The sequence below is a fragment of the Ktedonospora formicarum genome, from assembly GCF_016587355.1.
In the GTDB taxonomy this organism is placed as follows: domain Bacteria; phylum Chloroflexota; class Ktedonobacteria; order Ktedonobacterales; family Ktedonobacteraceae; genus Ktedonobacter; species Ktedonobacter formicarum.
In genome coordinates this window covers 954,936-974,345 of the sequence record NZ_BNJF01000003.1, presented here as the reverse complement: position 1 = coordinate 974,345, position 19,410 = coordinate 954,936, and the positions used below count along the sequence as shown (strand labels likewise).

Genomic DNA, 19,410 nt, shown 5'->3' with positions numbered 1-19,410 from the left:
CCGATGTCATCACCCCAGAAGTAGGCACTCGCTCAAGCTGAGCGAGTGCCTACTTCTGGGGTGATGTTGCGTTTAAAACGAGACGGGAAGGGCTTCGATGCCGCGCAGGACGAAGCCACCACGCCAGCGGATTTGCTCAGATGGGATGCTCAGGCTCAGGTTGGGCATACGTTGGAGGAGGGTCTGAATAGCGATCTGACCTTCGAGACGGCTGAGGGGCGCGCCGAGACAGTAGTGTGCGCCCTGTCCAAAGGCCAGGTGCCGGTTGCGCTCGCGCGCGATGTCGAGCTCATCAGGATTATCGAAGTACTTGGCGTCGCGGTTGGCGGAGCCTAGCACAGCCATAACCAGTTCTCCATGTGGGATAGTTACTCCGGCGAGGGTGATATCCTCGCGAGCATAGCGTTCGGTTGCCATCTCGACGGGGCAGGTAAAGCGGAGCAGTTCTTCAATAGCGGTCTTGATGAGCACGGGTTCGGCTTGTAGCCTCGCTAATTGGTTGGGATGCTCCAACAGGGCAAAGGTGCCGCTCCCAATCAGGTTGACGGTTGTCTCATGCCCCGCGACCAGCAGCAGGAAGATCATAGCAAGGATCTCGTCTTCGCTAAGGTGGTCGCCTTCGTCCCGCGCCAGGACCAGGGCTGTAATCAGGTCGTCAGTGGGTTGCGCACGGCGGGCCTTGATGAGCTTTTTGAGATAGCCCAATAAGCTCATGATGGTAGGGATGAGGAAGAAGGGATTCTTGAAATTGCTCGCTGAGAGAAAGGCCTGGGTCCAGCGATGAAACTTCGCGTTGTCCTTAGCGGGTACGCCCAAGATACGCCCGATCATCGTCAGAGGCAGGGGAGGGCGAAATCGGCGATCAGATCCATGCTTTCTTTGGCTTCCACTTTGTCGAGTAGCTCGTTGGTCAAGACCTGTACCTGATCGCGCATCTGCTCAATCATACGTGGCGTGAAGGCTTTGTGGACGAGGGCGCGCAGACGGGTGTGATCGGGACTATCCAGGTCAAGCATGTTGTACTCAAGTGGCTTGAACATGGGCGGCATCCAGGGCATCTTCTTCAACTGTTCAGGGGTCATAGCTGTGCGACGATCCTTGGCGAAGCGCTCATCCTTCAGGACGTTGAGAACGTCATCATAGCGTGTCACCAGCCACGCGCGCTTATGACCGAACAGAGGTACCGGGAAGACGGGCGCTTCGGCCCGGAGCCGCGCGTAAAAGGGGAAGGGATTGGCCTTAAACGACGCGGAGGTGACATCGACAGGCGCGATAGTGTTTGGGATTGTTGTCGGTTGTGTCATGCTTGTGTACTCCTCAATCCATCGAGAATTAGATCGGTGATGAAAGCCGGGAGGGTTTCCCACTCCTCCTCTAGCGTCTCATCACCCATGACGTACTCCACCATAAGACCCAGGATCAGACCTGAGATGGCGCGAATGGTTAGCCTGACATTGGTGGGCCTGAGAACGCGCTTCTCTGCCCATTGCTGGAAGTAGACTTCCGCCATCTTCATTGTTGGCTCTACAATCTTCTGACGATACTGCTCCCGTAACTCCTGATTAACCATGATTTCTGAAATGAGGACCTTAAAGATCCTGAATTCGTCCGCCTTGAAGATAAGCATGCGGTGCGCGATATAGGCCATCATAAAGCTTCGGAATTCGCCCTTCGATACCTGAGAGATGTCCGTTAACTGGGAGAAGTCCGTTGCACGCTGGTCTGTCTCGTTAAGGCGGTCAAGGATGCCAAGTAGAAGGGCGGTTTTGTTTGTGAAGTAGTTGTAAATCGTACCATCGGCGACCCCCGCTTCGCGCGCGATATCCTTAATCGTCGTTGGGTGAAAGCCCTTGGTAGCGAACACGCGGGTAGCGGCGTCGAGGATCTGGCTGCGCCTCCCCGCGATAAGCTGCTCCTGCAATGCCTCTTTGAGCGGATCTTTCATTTTCTTGCCTCCCCATGAATGTATATTCACTCTGAATGAACACTCATTCAGAGCATAACATAGAACCTGGATGAAGGTCAAGGGGTGGTGGGCCTGCACCATACCCTTGTCCTGAAGGCCCGCGCGATGGGCCGAGGCAAACGCCTGGGAAGCATAAAATAGCCCTGAGCCTATGGGAAGGGGTTGCACGGCGCAGGGGATGGTACTAATAGTTGTGGCTATTCAGATGAAGGTGAATATGGCATAATGGCGTAAATAGGCGATATTCTATCTATTTTTTATGAAATTGAGGACAGAACACATATGCAATGTCGAACATGCCAGAAGGAGATACCGCAGGGAGCTGCGGTCTGTCCCGCCTGCCTGGCTCCTGTGACTTCGGTACCTGCGCCGTCAGAGTTTGTCGCGCCGCAGGGTGGGGCTCCCTTGCCGCCAGGAAATGCCTATCACGCGCCCTATTATCCCTATGTAGCACCACTCGCGCCACCAAAGAAGAAGCGCAAGACAGGGTTGATCGTAGGGCTCTCGATATTGGGCATAGTACTCGTTCTGGGGGGATGTGGCCTTGCGTGCGGTCTCTCGGCTCAGGGATTTGTCTACCTGGTCAATCAAGCGGGGACCACAGGCACTATGCAGCCTATAGAGACGACCGAAGCGCGAGCGGCCTATAATGAAGTGATGAATCTTACGCCTAAGATTAGCGATACGCTTGCCAGCCAGGGAAAAGACTCGTTATTTGAGGTCGATTCGGATGAGACGAGCAGTTGTGGTTTTCAGGACAGCTCTTATCACGCGTCAATTGACCATACGGGCTACATGAGGAACTGCCATCTGGATAAGTTCTGTGTGAATTTCGCTGTTCAGGTTGAGGTCAATCTCCTCAAGGGCGATCTGGCAGCCCTGATGTTCCGCGCCGATGAAGATATGAATAACTACTATTTGTTCCAATATGATGCGCAGGGGACATACGAGCTTATTGGTGCTGACAATCGTACCGATGATTTCGCTTATCTGGCGTCAGGCTCTGCCCCGACCAGGTTCAATGCAGATTATGGGAAGAAAGTTCTTGTGACCCTTATTGCCCGTAATGATAAATTCTATATCTATATAAATCAGCAATATCTGACCCAGGTAACTGACGAATCCTTTACTGTTGGCTTTCTGGCCCTGACGGCTGTAGATAATCAACGCCCAACTGAGGTGGCATTCTCTAACCTAAAGGTCTGGGAGCTCTAACAGACGGCAGAAAAACGATCAGGGGAACATGGTCGCAAAACCACGTTCCCCCTGACCGGTTCAACTCAACGGTTTACACAAAAGGCAATATCAACAACGAAGGCAGCGAGTCCTGGGTGTCGCCCTATTCGCTACTCGCCTCCTCCCGCTCACTACCACATGATATTTATACAGTAACGAATCTTTTTGGCGGCACGCTCCGTCTTCTGCCGCACCTCATTCAAGATATGGATCTCGATTTGGGTGGCATCGGTCAATCTTGTCCTCTGCGCCGCCTCGTTCGCGTCCTTGACCATTCTGACAGCGTTTCTGAGGCTCGACCTGACCGGGTCTACACCTTTGGAAAGACGATTTGCGGCTGTCGCCATGTCTTTAGCAGCCGTCTCGGCCTGCGTTGCCGCTTCTGCCTTGCCTTCCTCCTCCTCTGTACCCTTCGCCTTGTTGGCTTCCTTCCTGGCTTTGGTGGCGGCCTTCTCCAGCTCGGCTGCCTCCTTGCGCGTAGCAAAGATGGTCAGGCCACCGCGTGTGTGCTTGTCTGCCTCTCCGAGTACCAAATTGGCTGCGTCAATCTCGGCGAGGGCCGATTTGATGCGCCCTTGCTGCTTCGGTGGTAGGCCCGCCAAGCGCGTTCGCGCCTCGCTCAGGAGGTCGCGGGTGCCCTCAATCACCTCCAGAAAGGTATTGAGTGTTTCCATAGAGCTTGACAAACTCATTCCATTGCCCCCAGTAGGTTGAGGGTGCTTTGGATGTCCCGATGAGCCTTGCCTACTTGTTTGTTTGGTTCCCTCCTTGATTCTAAACGTACGTGGAACGGGGTAGTTAGCGGCCTGGTCGAAGTGGTAACCTCCGAGCCTTCGGCTACAAGGTTTGGCTATCATGCCACCTACGAACAAGTGACATTTCGCCAGCTCGCTATGTGCTACCAGTTCCAGTACAAGCCTCCATTGCGTTTGGCCTAACTGTGGATACCTCTGACTGTGAACAAGACAGTTTCATACTTTCCTTATCACGGAATGGCTTCCTGGTGCGCGATCCCATGTGCTTGCAGGCGTTCAGCAGCGAACCCAGGAGCCTCTCACGACAAGGATGGTTCAGGCCTCACTCTGTATTGAGAGCAAGAAAGCATACCCCCTTCCAGGCATGCGATAGGTAGTACGTCTCAGCGGTCGTTACGAGTCCATGTGGAATCGCGCAGAGCGAAACACACTTTTCCCATCGCGCCAGAAGACAATGGGTATATTTGAAACATCTATACTATACCTAATACCTTATATAAAAGGCAAGGACAACTTTTGGTTGTTTTTGTATATGCTCTGCTATACACTACGATTGTCCCTATTTAAACCATGAGTTCTGTGAAGGTTGCCATGTTATGCCTACATCTTGGATGAAAGACAAGATAGCTATGTTATTTTCAATGGTGCCAGGGGGATTGTCATATAGAATGGTAGGGGAGGCAAAGTCTGGGGTGTTGATACGTTTGGAGCATGGGAGACTGCGCGGGGAGCAGTGGTGGCGAGGCTCACGCCCCGCTCCACTGCTCGCCACGTCCGTTCTCAGGCTCCGATGCGAAGGTGGTTGAGCACGTCCTCTGCGGCCTCGGCGCGCTGCTCGTCGTACTTCTCGTCCAGGAGCATCGAGCCGCTGACGTTGAAGCTCGCCCTGTGCCGCCGCATGAGCTGCAAGATCACGTCGCTGGAGGCCGCGATCCCGTTGCTGCTCATGATCTCCAGAGCCACCGTGGCTGCCGCCAGGATGAGCCGCTTGTTCTGCTCGCGCAACTGGGTCATGGCCCAGATGCAGGCCAGGATGAGAGCCAGCTTGCGGTCGCTCTGCAGGCGGTCGCCCTGCAGGCCCGTGAGGGCGACCAGGGCGCTTCTCCTGTTCAGCATGTTGTGGATGTCGTCGAAGAACGCACTGTAGTTCGCCTGGTTGTCGCTTCCCAGCGGCAAACCCTTGGCGAGTGCGATCAGTTTGTCCGTGCCGGTTGCGCCCATGATGGGCTCCCCTCAGTCGAATCGGATAAGAGTGAACGTGGCCCATCCTCATTGGAAGAGACCCTGCCACAGGAGACTCTTAACGCCTGAGCGAAGAGCCTGCGACTTGTTCGTTATGACTATACCATATGCCCGATTGTGCTACAAGCGCTTGAATTGCAGTATTACACCCCTATACATTGCATAGTGGGAGCCTTAAGTCCGCCGCGTGAGCCTATTTATGTGTTCATTGCACATTGTTCTGCTAATTATTGCTTGTTATATTTTCTGCCGTATATTGCAATTGTCCCTATTTGAACCATGAGCTTTGTGAAGATTATCAGTATTAAACATATATGCTTTCCTCTTATATGAAAAGCGGGATAGCTATGTTATTTTCAATGGTGCCAGGGATAGGTGTTGTCAGGGGGATTGTTATATAGAAAGGTAGGGGAGGCAAAGTCTGGGGTGGCGATACGCTTGGAATATGGGAGGGCTGTGCGGGGAGCGCCGGAGGCGGGGCGCGCATCTCTGAGAGATGCAGCGCCCCGTCCCGGCGGCTCGACCGCGTTCAGTTCACGATCGCCGTGAGAATCTGCGTCGCCACGTGCGCGTCGCTTGCCTTGTCCTGGATGCCCCGCTTCGTGCCAGGGACCTTGAAGTTCTGCCGGAACAGCTGGCAGACCCACAGGAGGCTGTCGCGGGTCAGTTCGACCCGCTCCTCCTCCATGATCGCCAGCGCGATTCCGGCGGCGTCCTCGACGAGCTGTTCGTTCTGCTCGCCTGCCCGAACCTTGGCCCAGATGCAGGCGATGATTAGGGCAAGCCTGGGCTTGCCCTCCAGATCGGTTGTGAGCTGCGAGATTCCGTCCCGTGTACTACGGGCACCGAAGAGGTCCCCGTAGTACGGCTCGCTTCGGGGGAGGCCCAGCGGCAACCTTCCGGAGATGGCGATCACTTCAGTCGTTCGGCCCACGATGGGCTCCAATCAGTCGATACGGTTGTGAGTAAACGCGGTCCTATCCTTGGCGGATGAGACCCTGCCACAGGAGACTCTTGACGCCTGAGCGAAGAGCCTGCGATTTGTTCACTATGACTATAGCATATGCCCAATCGCTGCACAAGCGCTTGAATTCCAGCCTAAACGCGCCTCTCCACCACCTGGGATGGCCCTCATTCCGCCGTGTGAGCCTGTTTATATTCATTGTTAGGCTCATCATTTATTGCTATATATACCTTGCTGGACATTGTAATTGTCCCTATTTGAGCCATGGGTCATGTGAAGGTTCTTTTGCAACATTTTGCGAATATCAAGCGTGAGAGACTTATAAGTGGGAGAGATGTAATGTAGAGATGAGGTGAGGCTGTGCGGGGAGCGCCGGAGGCGGGGCGCGCATCTCTGAGAGATGCCACACCCCACCCCGGCGGCTCGACCGCGTTCGCGCACTTTCTTCTCGAGGAACTGCGAAGTGACGTGAGTGTCACTTCCCTCATCCTGAAGGCCCGGCGAGACCACGTCATAGACGCGGAAGCCCTGCCGGGATCACTGGGAGGCTTGCAGGAAGCCCTGATGGGCTCCCCTCAGTCGATGCGGTTCTGTGTGAGCGCTCGTCTCAGAGCCTGAGACGAGAGAGCACCGTCGTGGCGATCTCTGCGTGGTCGGCCGCAGTCGTGAGAACAGGCATGTAGCCGCCGGAGACGTCGATGTTCCGCTCCTGCTCGCGCATGACCTCCAGGAGAGCATCGCGGTTCAATGTGAGCTCCTCTGCATCCACGATCTCCAGCGCGGCCCTGGCTGCGTCCTTGACGAGCGGCTCGCCCTGCTGCCCCATCTGGGCCTTGGCCCAGATGCAAGCCACGATGAGGGCCAGCTTGCGCTTGCCCTCCAGCCTTGCCCAGTTGGCCAGGATGCGCTCCTGATCGTGCATGGAGTGCAGCCTTCCGAACTTACTGGCGTAGTTCGTCCGGGCGCCGCTGTGAAGCGGCAACCTTCCGGCGATGCTGATCACTTCGTTTGTGCCCATCACGGGCTCCAATGGTCGATTCGAATACTGCGTGAACGCGGTCCTTTCCTATAGGATAGGACCCTGCCACAGGAGACTCTTGACGCCTGAGCGAAGAGCCTGCGATTTGTTCACTATGACTATACCATATGCCCGATGGTTACACAAGCGCTTGAATTCCAGCCTAAGCCGCCTCCCTATTGCCTTAAGTCCGCCGCATGGGCCTGTTTATGCGCTGATTGCACATTGTTATGTTAAATGTTGCAAAAACGCCAATAATTTGTTACATTTATAGACATGATTGTTGAGCTGTAAAGTCGGTTTGAAACTCTTCTTGTGCAATGTATGGCTTATATATGTGATTTCCCTATCAAAATCTGGCGGGAATAATTCTGTTTCTTCTAATGTGTTCGTGCAGGGGAGAGGTTTATTTTGTTCTGGGGTAAAAGATGCCACTTGATGGATTACAGGTTCGCCACTATCTATTGCTCAAGCTGATAGGTAGTGGTGGTATGGGTGAGATCTATCTCGCCAGGGATCAGCGCCTTGATCGTCAGGTAGCGGTCAAGGTTGTGCGTTCCGATCTGGTGCTGGAGAACGATGAAGAGCAGAGCGCGAAGTTTTACCGCCTCTTTCAAAGAGAAGCGCGAACCATCTCTATGCTCGACCATCCGCATATTCTGCCACTCTTCGACTATGGCGAGGTCTCGCATAATGAGGCCCGGCTGACGTATCTTGTTATGCCCTATCATCCTGAAGGCTCGCTAGATATCTGGCTGCGCAAAAGTGGGAAGACTACCCCCTTCCTCTACTGGTTGTTGCCTCGATCATTCGTCAGGCTGCCGACGCGCTACAATACGCGCATGAACGGCATATCGTTCACCAGGATGTGAAGTCGTCGAATTTTCTGGTACGCGCGAGCAGTGTGAGCCCGGAGGCCCCTCACTTGATGCTCTCGGATTTTGGCCTGGCTCGTTTGCGCTTCTCCTCTTCTCATACCAGCACGCAGGCCCGTGGAACACCAAGCTATATGGCACCGGAGCAGTGGCGTGGGGAGGCAGTGCCAGCGAGCGATCAGTATTCGCTGGCGATTATGGCGTATCGGCTGTTGACCGGTCGCTATCCCTTCGTGGGGGATTCGGTCAATGTGCTCTATCAACATATAAACACTCCCCCTCCTGATGCTAGCCAGATGAACGCGCGAGTCCCAATCCAACTTGCCACTGTCCTGCAACTCGCGATGGCAAAGCAGTCGTCAGAGCGCTTCCCTACTATCGCCACCTTCGCGCAAGCCTTTGAGCAGGCGGCTCGGAGCGCGCCTATCGAACTTGGTGATAGCCTTGTCTCGCAGCCATTGGATGAGGAGCCGAGCCCTACCAGTGGGTCATGGTATATGGGGAGCATATCGGAGCCCTCCGCCCGGAGTACCTCCCACCTCTCCCACGGTAGGCGAACGCCCATTACGATTGGTGATCTGCCCGCAATCGCGCCAGAGATCCTCGAAGATTCTACTACGCCCCCAAGCATGTATTGCCCAACGCGATCCCTTTTTCTGGCGTGCATAACAAGACAACAGAACCTTCCCCAGGCAATGTACCCCCTTCGAGTGTGCCTCCATTTACGCGTGAGGGCGACCCGAGGCGGAGGCGTAAGCGCCTGCTCATCCTGCTAGCCGCGCTGCTGTTGCTCTTCGCCATTGTGGGGGGTATCCTGCTCGACATATCGATAAAGGCTAATACTGGTCAGAGGGCCGTGGCGACGCGCGCCCCGGAGGAGACGGAGACGAAGTGGAGTGGAACGACGACGACGGGTCATAAGCTCACACCGGGCGCGACGGTGACAGTCCCTGCTCTGGCTCCTGCGACCTCTACGCCCGGTGTTACTCCTACGCCTACGAAGAGCGAGGAGCCAGTCCCCTTCCAGGTCCAGAGCGTTGAGATTACCTTCGATCCGCCAGAAGCTACTGGCTCATGCCTCAGTATTGTTACAGTGACCTATATCGCGACCATCATGGTTGCCCCTAACGGACCCGGCGGTATCGTCGACTTCGACTATTCAAGCAATAATGGTCAGAGCTATGAGCATGCCGAACTGACATTCGCGCCCGGCGAGACCAGTCAGACCTTCACCTTCAGTCGGCAACTGACGCTCTCGATCCAACTCGGCTCCCTGGCCCTGGACGTCAAGCATACCGGCATCGTTACCACCACCAGCCCCAACACCATCACGCAGCAAGCCACACCCAAGGTCGGCTGCTCATAACCTCCCAAATGTAGGCGCTCAGCTTTAGCGAGCGCTGCCCCAGCTTGGTGTAGGGCCAGCGATTCGAGCACATTGGGACTATTTGGGCCTTTTCATTTGAAAGCAGATTATTTATACTATCTGTATCTATAAGTGTTGTATTGGCCAACCGTAAGATCGAATGATCAGCCAGATAGGAGCGATCCCTTCTTGAAGATCGGTAGGCACAGCACCCGGTCTGGATGATCGCTATGGTAGGGTGATCAGCGAACTCACTGGCAAGCATGCTGTGTTGTTCGTCGCACTACCAGGTGGAGCATGTCACTCCACACGTTGAGTTCATCGCGTACGTTTTCCGGAAAGGAAGTGCCCCTGAAGGAGGATATGACAACAGAGGAGGTAAATAAGCTCTAAGTACGACTGCCAGGGTTTGTCGAAGGTGCAGTCCGCCAGCGCCATCTGGCGGGCCGTATCTCCAGCAAACCCGCTGGGGACACATCTCTATCCCTCCGAGGGAAAGGATACCCAATGGCAATGGTAATGAGAAGGTCGGACGCAGCGATCCCTTGCGACTGTGGTCGCCGTTGCAAGTGCGTCTCCTGTGTCATCTGTCGGCGGGACAACCGGAGCCCGCTCTCGTCCGACAGGGAGGTGCTGTCGGCATTGGCCGTCGCCGTCAACAACGAGCGTCAGAAGCTGGAGGAGGCGGTAATTGCCGCGTTCACCAGATTCTTCCCCGAGCAGCCGGTCGCCAAGTTCAAGCTGCAGGGGGACGAGGAACTGCCCCAGCGCCCCAGCCGCTTCGTGATGAGCCGCTCGAGGCTTACCGTAAGCGGGTGGACGCGTACCTGGACGTCTGCGCCAGGGCCCTCCTCGACCAGCGGGTGGACGAAGCCACTGAGGACAAGCGTGTGTCCGACGGGCTGACCAAAAATGAGGAGCGTACGTATCGGACGCAGCAGCAGCGGCTGCTGAACCCTCCGATCCAGGCGCTGCTCAAGCGGTTCCGCACGGAGCTCGACCACGTCTGGAACACGTTCGAAGGCCAGATGCGGCGCGGGCTGCCGAACACGGTCAAAGTGCCGACCGTGATCGGGGAACTCACCATCGCCTGGCAGGGCGAACGCTGGGTTGTTCTGTCGCCGAGGGACAAGCAGTACCCGACTGAGGAGCCCAAGAGTGGTGGGCCGTTCCGTCGACGCTGAAGGCCTTCGCGTGGCCTGAGGCCGTAGTTAGAAATTTATCTCCTTAGCAAGAAGGTGTTGCCCCTCATTACGGGCGACACCCTTCTAGCGTTTTGGGGTGGAAATGTGGCTATGTATTGAGGGGAAGTATGAGAATGCGAAAGAACATTATATTGCTCAGCTTGAGCGAGCCTTGGCCCCCCTTGTGACAATACCCCTTTAGATGCTCCCCAACGTAATGTATGTTGCCAAAAACGCGGAGCGGGTGCGGCGCTCATGAGAGCGTCGCACCCGCTCGATGGAACGATGGATGGCACTGTACTTGTAGGGCGGGTCTTCAGCCTGTCAGGCTGCAGTCCCGCCGGGCGATCAGACCGCCGTGGTCAGGTCGGTCTGGCGGAGCTTCGCGGCGTTGTCGAGCTTGATGGTGATGGCCTCGGCGCGCAGCTTCTTCCCCATGGCCTCGTCGGCCTGCCTCTGCAGCGCCTGCCGCTTCCGCGGATCCGACTCGCGCGCCATCTGGCGCTCAAGCTCTTGGTGCTTCGCCTCGGCCGCCGCCGCTTCCGACTTGGCCGCGTTCCCCTCCTTCTCCCACTTCGCGGCGATGGCATCGCGGTGCCGCTCCCAGTCCGCTTCCATGGACTCCCGCGCCACCTGCGGCGCGGTGGACTCGTCCAGGACGAGATCCTTCTTGGCCGCGAGGTTGGCGCGGAAGTTGCGCACCCACTCGTCGGGGTCGAACTTCTTCTTCTGCTTCCCCTGCTGCTCCTCCAGCCACGCCTGGAGCTCTGCCTTGGCCGCAGCCTCGGGCCGCAGCTTCAGGCGCTCCACCTTGGCCTCATCCAGTGAGCTCTGGGCCACCCGGAGGAGGTCCTTGAGCTCCGCCGGCGTGGTCAGCCGGCGACCCGGAAGCAGGCTGGTTACGTCCTTGATGCGCGGCGTGCGCTTGTCATCGACCAGCGCGAGGAAGAGGGCGCCGTATTGGCGGCGGTACTCCTGCGCCCGCTCCTGCATGTGGGAGCAGGCCTGGTCGGCAAGAACCCGCAGCTTGCGGTCCATCTGCCAGCTGCGGACCTGCCGGGCCGCGTCCAGGATGTGCACGAGCTGGAGGACGCCCTCGGTCTCGTCGAGACCGTGCTGGTTGCCGCGCCGGATGCCCACGTTGTAGGCGTGGGTGACCATCCGCTTCAGGTCCTCGTCGGACGTCTGCAAGAGACGCTCGACGGTCCAGGCCTCGCCCGGCTTCGGGCTCTTGCCACGGCCAAATGCCATTGCAACTCCTCGTGAGAGGGGTGAACACCTCCAGCGTCTGCCGGAGATGTCGCTCGCCGGAGACCGACGAACGACACACTGCTACAGGCGTAGGTGTTCGCTCTGCGCGAGGGGTACAGCTTCCATATATTCCATCTGGTGTGTTGCCTTTGTATGTTCCTCCTGATGGTATGACCGCGCTGATAGTGTTGAGAGGATTGTTGGTCAATTCCAACTTCCTCGCGCACTCCGCCGCAGGTCATGTTCAGACTAGTAACGGTGACGGAAGGATCACACAACCTTCCATCGCACCTACTTGCAAGCAAGCAGGCTACAAAGTGATGTTGAGTGAAGCTATTGTAGCATAAGCCGCAAGAGTATGCTAGGCCAAAGTAGGGACAGTTTCTCCTCGCCGACAGTGTAAATATTATCTTCAAAGAAGGCATGTTTCCCTTACAAAACCATGCTTCATTGCCAAATGTAGTCGCTCAGCTTTAGCGAGCGCACGGGCGTAGCCAACACACCAACTGACCCCCAAAAACGCGGAACGGGTGCGGCGCTCATGAGAGCGTCGCACCCGTCCGATGGAACGATGGCACTGTACTGTAGGGTCAGCGGGCACTCAGCCACTCAGGCTGGGTTCCCGCCGGGCGATCACGCCGTCAGGTCGAAGTCCTCCGACCCCGCCCGTTGCGCGTTGCGCACGTGGACCTCGCGGACGATGCCGTGGACCTGGTGCCGCTTGGCCTCGATGGCCTTCTGCACCAGGTTCTTGAGCGTCGCGAGCAGGCCCGCGATCTTGGTGACCAGATCCTCGATGGCCTTGCGGAGGGTCGCAACCTTCTGCGTGAGCGAGGCCTTCAGCGACTCATTGGTGCGCTTGTCGTCGATCTGCTTCTCCAGGCGTCCGATCTCCTGCTCCTTCTTGAAGATCTCGGTCTCGGCCCTGACGCGGTTGCGCATGGAGCTCTTGAGGTCGCGCTCCGCGTTGTGCAGTACGACCTCGGCGGCCTTGCGCTCCTTCGTGGCGGCGCCGCCGAGCTTCTTCTGCTCCTTGATGTACGCCGTCCGCTTCTTGGTCCAGTCGGCGGGGTCGATCCCGTTCTTCTGGGTCTGGAGCCAGTTGTAGAACACCTCGTTGGCGTCGTGGTCGGATCGGGCTTCCAGGCGGATGCGGTCGAGCTTGATCAGCTCGCCGAACGAGGTCGTGGCGCTGCGCTCCAGCGTGCCGATGATGCTCCTGACGTTGCTCTCCAGCTTGGGAGAGCGTTCCAGGTCACCCACGTACTGCTCGACGAGCTTGGTGTAGGAGGTGATGACGACCGCCTCCTGCTCCTCGACCAGCCTGCAGGCGTCGTCGGCGGGCTTCTTGCGGAGCTGGACCTCCTTGTAGGCGGCGGCCAGCGCCGCGTCGACGGCCTTCACGCCGCGCCCCTGCCAGTCGCCTCCGGCACTCAGGTAGGCCTGGAAGACGGGGGCGTTGGACTGCACAGTGGCCTGCTTGCTGCCCGTGGTGCGGGTGTCCTGGTTGGCCATCTCGCTCTGGTAGTTGTGGGCCGCAGCGCTGTCCTTGTGGTTGAACCCGCCCCTGCCGTCGGCCCGCTGGTCGCGGAAGAGCTCACCGACGAGGTACTGCTTCTTGTCCCTTGGCATTGCTTGCTGCTCCTCGTGAGAGGGGTGAACATCTCGGTGTCTGCCGGAGATGTCGCCCGCCGGAAGACCGACGAACGACACACTGCTACAGGCGTAGGTGTTCGCTCTGCGCGAGGTGTACAGTTTCCATGATTCCATCTGGTGTGTTGCCTTTGTATGTTCCTCCTGATGGTATGGCCGCGCTGATAGTGTTGAGAGGATTGTTGGTCAATTCCAACTTCCTCGCGCACTCCGCCGCAGGTCATGTTCAGACTAGTAACGGTGATGGAAGGATCACACAACCTTCCATCGCGCCTACTCGCGAGCAAGCAGGCTACAAAGTGATATTGAGTGAAGTTATTGTAGCACAGACTGCAAGAGCATGATAGGCCAAAGTAGGGACAGTTTCACACGTCCAATATGTAGGCATTGAGCTTTAGTCAATACCGATCCTGCCCACGGCGGGGGGCATGGCGCAGGCTCAAGCTCAATGCCTACATATTCGCCTGGCTGGTTTTGTCCCTATATTCCCCTACGCATACCGTGTTCAATGTGCTATGATAAGCACAATTCACTGAACCCATCCGCTGACTGCTCGCGTCCTTTGGGGACTCGCTTTTTGAGTGGTCTAACTTCACATGGATGGTGCGCGAGGTTATTCTATGACTTCGCGTGTGCGTTTCGCTTGTGGTGCGAGGCATGTGGGCTAACTCGTTGGTGATGAGGGCGCGAAGAGAATTTTTCGCGACCTACCTGCGAACGAACAGAGCTCGCTCTCAAGCGTGCAAGGGAAATGAAAGGTACCATTGACGGATTTTCTCCCTAACCTATTTGTAGACGTTGCCCTCTTCCGGCTACCAGAGCGTATCCGAGACGGGGCTTCACCGGCAAACCAGGGTCGGAAGAAGATAAGGAACTCACACCCCTGAGGGGGCTAATCATGTCGGATAGCCGACTGACGCCTAGCCTACTGGTCAAGGCGTGCAAGCGGTTCCGCAAAGACCTGGTTCGGGGACGTATGTTCTCGACCTGTAGCGGCAGGTGCTACAGAGAGACTTGCACGAATTGCCCGGCCTGCCGGCTACTTTCTGACCGTCCGAGTGAGGACGGCCTGGATGAGTACCGGGTACTCGAGCTCCTTGATTGGGAGCCCGAGAAGAAGGCCTGATCCGTGAGAGCTTATAGGTGGTCTCCCTCTGCCGGGGTAACCCGATGGAGGAAAATCACAGGTAAGCGAGCGGGGATTCCCCACTTGCATCACGGAAGGCAATCTGCCATGAAGAGGTTCGGGAACCAGAGCGACCTGAACAAGCTCATCGAGCGGCTGCACGCCAAGGACCGGCGGATGGCGAAGTTCTGCACGAGCCACGCGGCGTGCCGCGTGGCGAACGGCAACGCGCTGGCGGCCGACGACGCGGCCGTCCAGCGCGAGATCGAGGAGATGAACCACAAGGACCAGGCGGCGGCGGCGGCCCTGACCGCCAAGGCCGAGGAGGTCGAGACCTCGATCTCCGGCGCCGAGGATGCCCTCGACGAGGGCGACCTCAGCGAGGCCCAGCAGAAGATCCGGGACATGGCGTCCTATTTCGACGAGCTGGCGGCGCAGTACGAGGCCGATGGCCTTCCCAAGAAGGCGGCGGCGACCCGGAAGGAGAAGCAGCAGCAACTGGACCGCCTCCGCAAGATCGCGACGGACACCCAGAAGGCGGACAGCGTCGAGGCCAGGAACCGGCTGAGGACGGCCAGGAAGGAGCGGACCCAGCAGCAGTTCGGGTGGCTGCTCAAGCGCCTCAACAAGAGCTGACAACCCCTGTCTGAGCGCTCAACCGCCGGCAAGAGAACCACCGGCAACCTGATGGCTACGGCCTGAAGGTGCCACCGTCAAGCAGGAGTGGCGTGACCCCCACCGGGGGCCACGCCGCTTCTGTGTTTTGGGAGGGGCCGCTGCTAAAGCGACGCGGCTACATATGGTGCATTTCAGGGGCGTGATGCCTGGTCGGAATCCGAACCATCTTCAATGTCACGCTTAGGCGTCAAGCATGAGTCTTATATGTAGCCGCGTCGCTTCAGCAGCGGCCTCCAACCCATTCGAAATATTCGCCCTCTCGCGTTCAAGCATGAGTCTTATATGTAGCCGCGCCGCTTCAGCAGCGGCCTTCAACTACATATGGGGTTTGGGGCGTTGGTAGACACCGAGCCAGGCAAGTTGCATTCCGAGCGTGAGGAGGAGGATGAAGGGCAGGAGCAGGTTGAGTCCGAGGTATTGGGTAACATTGCCCGCGCCCCAGGAGAATATGGCTCCGCCGATATTGCCCTGGCTGGCGAGTAGCCCGATGACGTTGGGGAGTAGCAGGGGTGGAACACGTGTGCCCATGATAGCGAAGGTTGTGGGGAAGATTGGTCCCAGGCTGAAGCCAGTCAGGAACAGGCCCAGAGCCGCTACTAGCGGCGTTGGCGACCACCATGTCAACAGCAGACCCACGAAGGAGCCGAGGAGACAGCCCTGTATGAGTCGCGTATTCCCCACCCTTTGGCTGAACCAGCCAAGCACGATCCGCCCACCAGTTAGGCCAAGCCAGTAGCCGCTGACCATCCAACTTGCGTACAGGGGCAGTGCCAGGCGTGCTCCGGTGAGAAAGCTATAGCTCCAACTACCCAGCGCGACCTCCACTCCACCGTAGAAGATCAAGAAGAAAATAGCGAACTGGACCACGCGTAGCCTCAGCGTTCCCGCGAAGAGCGCGCGCAGGCGGGGGGCCTCCTCTGCTTCGTTCGGGACATGCTTTTCGTAACTGAAGAAAATTCCAAGCAAGATCACAACACAGAGCACAGCCATCACAAGATAGGTACTCCCCCATTGCCAATCGAGCGCCAGTACGCCAGTTGCCAGTAGAGGCCCTAGCCATGCGCCCAGGCCGAAGAAGGCGTGCAGATAGTTGAGTAGCATGGTGTTATTGGGGAGCCCGACCATATAGGCATTCAGACCGGCATCCAGGCAGGCCATGCCGAAGCCAGTCATGACGAAGGCGCATAGCACCAGGGGGTAAGGTGGTGCTAGAGTTATGAGCGAGGCTCCCCCAATATAAATAAGCGCACCACCAAGCAAGACGCGGCGTAAGCCAGCGTGCGCGATCAGGCTACCCACGCTCAGGGAGCCGCTAAGATAGCCACAGGTAGCCGCCAGGAAGATCAAGCCCACCGTCGCGGGCGTGATATGGTACGCGCCCTGAATGCCAGGTAGAAGGATACCCAGCACGCTATCGTTAAGTCCAATCAAGACAAAGACCGCGAAGGCCAACGCTATTCTGAGGCGTACTAGCCTCGGACCGGCGCGTCGTGCGTCCAATGCCTCCTCGTTTTGCGTTTCTTTATTCATAACTACCCCCTTCTTGCCATTGTAAGCGTTGTGTCTAGCCTCTTACTGGCATTTCACAGAGACGGCGAACCCTCGATAAGCTACCCGGACGGTAGCTCTCGAGGGTTTAGTTGAGACAGCGTCGAAACTACTTGTGCCGCCTGAACCTGAACTTGTATAGCGTCCAGAGCAGGCAGGTGGATGACAGGGCGAGCCTGAGCCCCCTGGGATGGAGCACCCAGACCAATCCGACAAAGATCAGCCCTGACCCGGTGAAACCGATTGCGACGGTGTGCACGCCCGCGAATTTGAACGTCTGAAGCATCAGGCAGACGAGCAGGCCGTTGAGTAGCATCCCGTCGTTGGCAGCCATCATGTCGATGGCGCTCATGCGACCCTGGATATGCTCTGGCACCTCATTCACGATCAGCTCTGTCGCGATGATGTTGATCGCGTTAAGGCCGACACTTGCCACCGCCAGGCAGAACATTGCCAGCCAGAGCGATGTCGCGCCCCTGCCTAGCATGAGGAAGAAGCACAGCCAGGCCGACCAGCCCAGCAGGCTAATCACGTTCGAGTAACGCCTCCTGCCCCGAAGCGATTGCACCAGGGCCGTGCAAAATTCCCCGATGCTGGCTGCCGTTACGAGCAGGGAGTACGCGTGAGGGCCGCCGAGCGCGTAGCCAGTGAGCTGCTGAAGCATGGAACCGCTCATACAGGTCGTCACGACGAAGTACACGACGACTGCGAGCCGTACCTCTCGCTTCTGGCCCAGGTACTCCAGGGCCTCACGCATCTTCACTTTCTCTTTCTTCTGAACTGGTCTAGCACGTTTTCCCTCCCGCATATGGCGTAGGACACGCATGAACGGGAGGAAGCTTGCTGTGTTCAGCAGGAAGAGCCATCCCAGTTGCCCCGGCGCGGACAGAAGTCCACCAATCACGGCCCCAAGCGCTATCGCCAACTGGCCAGTGAGATTATTGATGTACCGGGCATTGTTGAGCAGGGAGTAGGGGACTAGCCTCATGATGTACACCGGCTGGGCGGTGCCGAACACCATACTCGCAACGTTCCCGAGCAGAATCAGCGGGTACAGCCCCCACAGGTTCAGGTTCCCCGTGAATTGGAGCACACAGAGGCCGAGCGCCTGCCCTAGTTGGACAGAACTGGCCCACAGCATGACCTTGTGATGGGGATACCTATCGATGATGTTCCCACCCCACGACCCGAGGAACATTCTGGGCGCAAGGCCAATAGCCACCGTCCCGAAGAGCGCCCAGAGCCCTCCCTGGAGGGCGATCATTCCGACGACGATTGTTTGCCCCCAGCCCCCAGCTCTTGAGAGGAAGAGGGTAGTCATATAGCACCGGAATTGACGCACTCGCAAGCTTTCAGGAAGCGTCAGGCCCCACACATTACCACCTTCTTAGTGATGAGATCTTTCTTGCAGCTTTCCCACGAGGTCTTGCGCGATTATTTGGCTCAAGTATTCTCTATCGTTTCTATCAATCCTTTCGTCTGGTTGCTGTCTCTCGCCTGATTTCTTGACTGTGCTGCCGCAGGGATAGAATCCCGCGCGAGCCACCGCAAGATCCTCTCTTTGAATCTCCCTTCAAGGACGTCAGACCCAGGCTATGACGTCCCACGCGAACGTGTGCTCAGAGCAGCGGGATGAGCATGAGCTGATCTCCGTGAAGGGGGAACAAATCTGGAGGATGCGATGCTTTCCCGCCAGAGGACGAAGAAAAGGCATCGGAGAACTCTACTCATGTTATACTCCGCACGCTTCCTCTTATCAAGCCTTTTTATCTATGCGGAGCCCCAATTTGATGCTTCGCGTGTTAAAGCGTATCGCGCCATAGGTCATCAGCGCGCGTGAAGCGAGGCCACCACTCTGCCTCCTGCTCTTCGTCGACCTCTTCTTCGGGGGGCCAGAGGTCGATACCAGCCGCGTCATCGATGATGACGGGAGCATGGCAAGTGAAGCAGCGGCGTGGCGCGTCATGCTTAAAGCTCCCACCACAGGCACATGGCTTGAGGCGAGCCTCTATCACCCGCATGAGTGAGGTATGACTGTCATTTTCCCTGGATGCAGCCTGATCGAGGGCCTGGAATGTCTCATCGTAGTAGCAAACCTCGACATGGATGGGGCAGGTATCGCAATAGAGGTAGTGGTAATCGATGAAAGGTGAGTGATCGATACGTTCAAGTGGACGCTGACAGGCTGGACAGGTGATCCGCTGCCGATTGAGCCAGTTGTCGTCCTCAACATCCTGCGTGTTCGTTTGATCTTCGGTCATGGTAAATCCCTTTATATATGAAGTGCTTGCAATCATTGTCATTGATCGCTCTCGCTCTTGTCAAGAAGCGTGGTGATGAGTTGAGCATAGGAAACGGTGACACCGCATTGCCCATTTGGGGATCCACATATCGATTAGGAATAGTGTAGTTCATGGCCTCAAGGAGCCTCGTTGACTACACTATTCCCAAAGAATAGGTGACCTGTAGCCCGTAAGTACAGGACACAAGCTCAGAGAGAGGTAAATTAGTACTAACTCCATTCTTTTAGGATTAGAAGCAATTGTTG

The 19,410-nt window shown here is 57.1% G+C and carries 22 protein-coding genes; 9 read left to right on the top strand and 13 right to left on the bottom strand.

What is annotated here, in order from left to right:
* Positions 1 to 72: 72 nt before the first annotated feature.
* The 3 genes from K3T82_RS48160 to K3T82_RS30905 are packed head-to-tail and all read right to left on the bottom strand — an operon-like array spanning position 73 to position 1,945.
* On the bottom strand, positions 73 to 816 hold the full coding sequence (locus K3T82_RS48160) for a cytochrome P450 (protein WP_236031650.1): 744 nt from the start codon (positions 814 to 816) through the stop codon (positions 73 to 75).
* Between the two features lie 17 nt (positions 817 to 833).
* Positions 834 to 1,304, bottom strand: coding sequence for a cytochrome P450 (locus K3T82_RS48155; RefSeq protein WP_236031649.1), 471 nt, complete (start codon positions 1,302 to 1,304; stop codon positions 834 to 836).
* Positions 1,301 to 1,945: a TetR/AcrR family transcriptional regulator gene (locus tag K3T82_RS30905; protein ID WP_220197363.1), complete on the bottom strand. Its 645-nt coding sequence runs from the start codon at positions 1,943 to 1,945 to the stop codon at positions 1,301 to 1,303. The genes K3T82_RS48155 and K3T82_RS30905 overlap by 4 nt, the downstream gene beginning before the upstream one ends.
* A 303-nt stretch (positions 1,946 to 2,248) precedes the next feature.
* On the opposite strand from K3T82_RS30905, the gene K3T82_RS30900 reads away from it, so the two are divergent.
* On the top strand, positions 2,249 to 3,181 hold the full coding sequence (locus K3T82_RS30900; protein ID WP_220197362.1) for a hypothetical protein: 933 nt from the start codon (positions 2,249 to 2,251) through the stop codon (positions 3,179 to 3,181).
* A gap of 152 nt (positions 3,182 to 3,333) precedes the next feature.
* Here K3T82_RS30900 and K3T82_RS30895 read toward each other — a convergent pair whose 3' ends face one another.
* The 3 genes from K3T82_RS30895 to K3T82_RS30885 form a co-directional block, all read right to left on the bottom strand.
* Positions 3,334 to 3,876 (bottom strand): hypothetical protein, encoded by a 543-nt coding sequence (locus tag K3T82_RS30895; protein ID WP_220197361.1) that lies wholly within the window; start codon positions 3,874 to 3,876, stop codon positions 3,334 to 3,336.
* 861 nt (positions 3,877 to 4,737) lie between these two features.
* On the bottom strand, positions 4,738 to 5,178 hold the full coding sequence (locus K3T82_RS30890) for a hypothetical protein (protein ID WP_220197360.1): 441 nt from the start codon (positions 5,176 to 5,178) through the stop codon (positions 4,738 to 4,740).
* Positions 5,179 to 5,728: 550 nt separating this feature from the next.
* Positions 5,729 to 6,133 carry a hypothetical protein gene (locus K3T82_RS30885; RefSeq protein WP_220197359.1) on the bottom strand — a complete coding sequence of 135 codons (405 nt, stop codon included), beginning with the start codon at positions 6,131 to 6,133 and terminating at the stop codon, positions 5,729 to 5,731.
* Between the two features lie 498 nt (positions 6,134 to 6,631).
* Here K3T82_RS30885 and K3T82_RS30880 point away from each other — a divergent pair, with 498 nt between their 5' ends.
* Positions 6,632 to 6,781, top strand: coding sequence for a hypothetical protein (locus K3T82_RS30880; protein ID WP_220197358.1), 150 nt, complete (start codon positions 6,632 to 6,634; stop codon positions 6,779 to 6,781).
* On the opposite strand, the gene K3T82_RS30875 is transcribed toward K3T82_RS30880, so the two are convergent.
* Entirely contained in the window at positions 6,771 to 7,181 is a 411-nt protein-coding gene (locus K3T82_RS30875; protein WP_220197357.1) for a hypothetical protein, read from the bottom strand. The genes K3T82_RS30880 and K3T82_RS30875 overlap by 11 nt on opposite strands.
* Before the next feature lie 428 nt (positions 7,182 to 7,609).
* Here K3T82_RS30875 and K3T82_RS49280 point away from each other — a divergent pair, with 428 nt between their 5' ends.
* From K3T82_RS49280 to K3T82_RS30865, 3 genes are read left to right on the top strand one after another with little or no spacing between them, the layout of a single operon-like run.
* A complete protein-coding gene (locus tag K3T82_RS49280; RefSeq protein ID WP_268886689.1) occupies positions 7,610 to 8,053 on the top strand; it encodes a protein kinase domain-containing protein in 444 nt (147 codons plus the stop codon).
* Complete coding sequence (locus tag K3T82_RS30870) at positions 7,972 to 8,832, top strand: serine/threonine-protein kinase (RefSeq protein ID WP_307811251.1); 861 nt, start codon at positions 7,972 to 7,974, stop codon at positions 8,830 to 8,832. The genes K3T82_RS49280 and K3T82_RS30870 overlap by 82 nt, the downstream gene beginning before the upstream one ends.
* The gene (locus K3T82_RS30865; RefSeq protein WP_220197356.1) at positions 8,769 to 9,422 is read left to right on the top strand and encodes a hypothetical protein; all 654 of its coding nucleotides are present in this window, start codon (positions 8,769 to 8,771) and stop codon (positions 9,420 to 9,422) included. Before K3T82_RS30870 ends, K3T82_RS30865 begins: the two co-directional genes overlap by 64 nt.
* Before the next feature lie 389 nt (positions 9,423 to 9,811).
* Here the strand turns inward: K3T82_RS30865 and K3T82_RS30860 are convergent, their stop codons facing one another.
* Positions 9,812 to 9,991: a hypothetical protein gene (locus K3T82_RS30860; RefSeq protein WP_220197355.1), complete on the bottom strand. Its 180-nt coding sequence runs from the start codon at positions 9,989 to 9,991 to the stop codon at positions 9,812 to 9,814.
* Between the two features lie 246 nt (positions 9,992 to 10,237).
* On the opposite strand from K3T82_RS30860, the gene K3T82_RS30855 reads away from it, so the two are divergent.
* Positions 10,238 to 10,606, top strand: a complete 369-nt coding sequence (locus K3T82_RS30855; protein ID WP_220197354.1) for a hypothetical protein — start codon at positions 10,238 to 10,240, stop codon at positions 10,604 to 10,606.
* Positions 10,607 to 10,954: 348 nt separating this feature from the next.
* On the opposite strand, the gene K3T82_RS30850 is transcribed toward K3T82_RS30855, so the two are convergent.
* Both K3T82_RS30850 and K3T82_RS30845 read right to left on the bottom strand, forming a co-directional pair.
* The gene (locus tag K3T82_RS30850; protein ID WP_220197353.1) at positions 10,955 to 11,857 is read right to left on the bottom strand and encodes a hypothetical protein; all 903 of its coding nucleotides are present in this window, start codon (positions 11,855 to 11,857) and stop codon (positions 10,955 to 10,957) included.
* 633 nt (positions 11,858 to 12,490) lie between these two features.
* Positions 12,491 to 13,489, bottom strand: coding sequence for a coiled-coil domain-containing protein (locus K3T82_RS30845; RefSeq protein WP_220197352.1), 999 nt, complete (start codon positions 13,487 to 13,489; stop codon positions 12,491 to 12,493).
* 128 nt (positions 13,490 to 13,617) lie between these two features.
* On the opposite strand from K3T82_RS30845, the gene K3T82_RS30840 reads away from it, so the two are divergent.
* From K3T82_RS30840 to K3T82_RS30830, 3 genes are all read left to right on the top strand, one after another.
* Positions 13,618 to 13,854: a hypothetical protein gene (locus K3T82_RS30840; RefSeq protein WP_220197351.1), complete on the top strand. Its 237-nt coding sequence runs from the start codon at positions 13,618 to 13,620 to the stop codon at positions 13,852 to 13,854.
* A gap of 554 nt (positions 13,855 to 14,408) precedes the next feature.
* Positions 14,409 to 14,636, top strand: coding sequence for a hypothetical protein (locus K3T82_RS30835; protein ID WP_220197350.1), 228 nt, complete (start codon positions 14,409 to 14,411; stop codon positions 14,634 to 14,636).
* Between the two features lie 108 nt (positions 14,637 to 14,744).
* Positions 14,745 to 15,272 (top strand): hypothetical protein, encoded by a 528-nt coding sequence (locus K3T82_RS30830; RefSeq protein WP_220197349.1) that lies wholly within the window; start codon positions 14,745 to 14,747, stop codon positions 15,270 to 15,272.
* 357 nt (positions 15,273 to 15,629) lie between these two features.
* Here K3T82_RS30830 and K3T82_RS30825 read toward each other — a convergent pair whose 3' ends face one another.
* The 3 genes from K3T82_RS30825 to K3T82_RS30815 form a co-directional block, all read right to left on the bottom strand.
* Positions 15,630 to 16,844, bottom strand: a complete 1,215-nt coding sequence (locus K3T82_RS30825; RefSeq protein WP_220197348.1) for an MFS transporter — start codon at positions 16,842 to 16,844, stop codon at positions 15,630 to 15,632.
* Between the two features lie 127 nt (positions 16,845 to 16,971).
* Positions 16,972 to 18,237, bottom strand: a complete 1,266-nt coding sequence (locus K3T82_RS30820) for an MFS transporter (RefSeq protein WP_220197347.1) — start codon at positions 18,235 to 18,237, stop codon at positions 16,972 to 16,974.
* Between the two features lie 427 nt (positions 18,238 to 18,664).
* Positions 18,665 to 19,123 (bottom strand): hypothetical protein, encoded by a 459-nt coding sequence (locus tag K3T82_RS30815; protein WP_220197346.1) that lies wholly within the window; start codon positions 19,121 to 19,123, stop codon positions 18,665 to 18,667.
* Positions 19,124 to 19,410 lie beyond the last annotated feature (287 nt).

Excerpts from the sequence above, each read along its gene's own strand:
- K3T82_RS48155 (WP_236031649.1), bottom strand. The coding sequence starts at position 1,304 with ATGACACAACCGACAACAATCCCAAACACTATCGCGCCTGTCGATGTC.
- K3T82_RS30905 (WP_220197363.1), bottom strand. The coding sequence starts at position 1,945 with ATGAAAGATCCGCTCAAAGAGGCATTGCAGGAGCAGCTTATCGCGGGG.
- K3T82_RS30900 (WP_220197362.1), top strand. The coding sequence starts at position 2,249 with ATGCAATGTCGAACATGCCAGAAGGAGATACCGCAGGGAGCTGCGGTC.
- K3T82_RS30895 (WP_220197361.1), bottom strand. The coding sequence starts at position 3,876 with ATGGAAACACTCAATACCTTTCTGGAGGTGATTGAGGGCACCCGCGAC.
- K3T82_RS30890 (WP_220197360.1), bottom strand. The coding sequence starts at position 5,178 with ATGGGCGCAACCGGCACGGACAAACTGATCGCACTCGCCAAGGGTTTG.
- K3T82_RS30875 (WP_220197357.1), bottom strand. The coding sequence starts at position 7,181 with ATGGGCACAAACGAAGTGATCAGCATCGCCGGAAGGTTGCCGCTTCAC.
- K3T82_RS49280 (WP_268886689.1), top strand. The coding sequence starts at position 7,610 with ATGCCACTTGATGGATTACAGGTTCGCCACTATCTATTGCTCAAGCTG.
- K3T82_RS30850 (WP_220197353.1), bottom strand. The coding sequence starts at position 11,857 with ATGGCATTTGGCCGTGGCAAGAGCCCGAAGCCGGGCGAGGCCTGGACC.
- K3T82_RS30845 (WP_220197352.1), bottom strand. The coding sequence starts at position 13,489 with ATGCCAAGGGACAAGAAGCAGTACCTCGTCGGTGAGCTCTTCCGCGAC.
- K3T82_RS30840 (WP_220197351.1), top strand. The coding sequence starts at position 13,618 with ATGATTCCATCTGGTGTGTTGCCTTTGTATGTTCCTCCTGATGGTATG.
- K3T82_RS30835 (WP_220197350.1), top strand. The coding sequence starts at position 14,409 with ATGTCGGATAGCCGACTGACGCCTAGCCTACTGGTCAAGGCGTGCAAG.
- K3T82_RS30830 (WP_220197349.1), top strand. The coding sequence starts at position 14,745 with ATGAAGAGGTTCGGGAACCAGAGCGACCTGAACAAGCTCATCGAGCGG.
- K3T82_RS30825 (WP_220197348.1), bottom strand. The coding sequence starts at position 16,844 with ATGAATAAAGAAACGCAAAACGAGGAGGCATTGGACGCACGACGCGCC.
- K3T82_RS30815 (WP_220197346.1), bottom strand. The coding sequence starts at position 19,123 with ATGACCGAAGATCAAACGAACACGCAGGATGTTGAGGACGACAACTGG.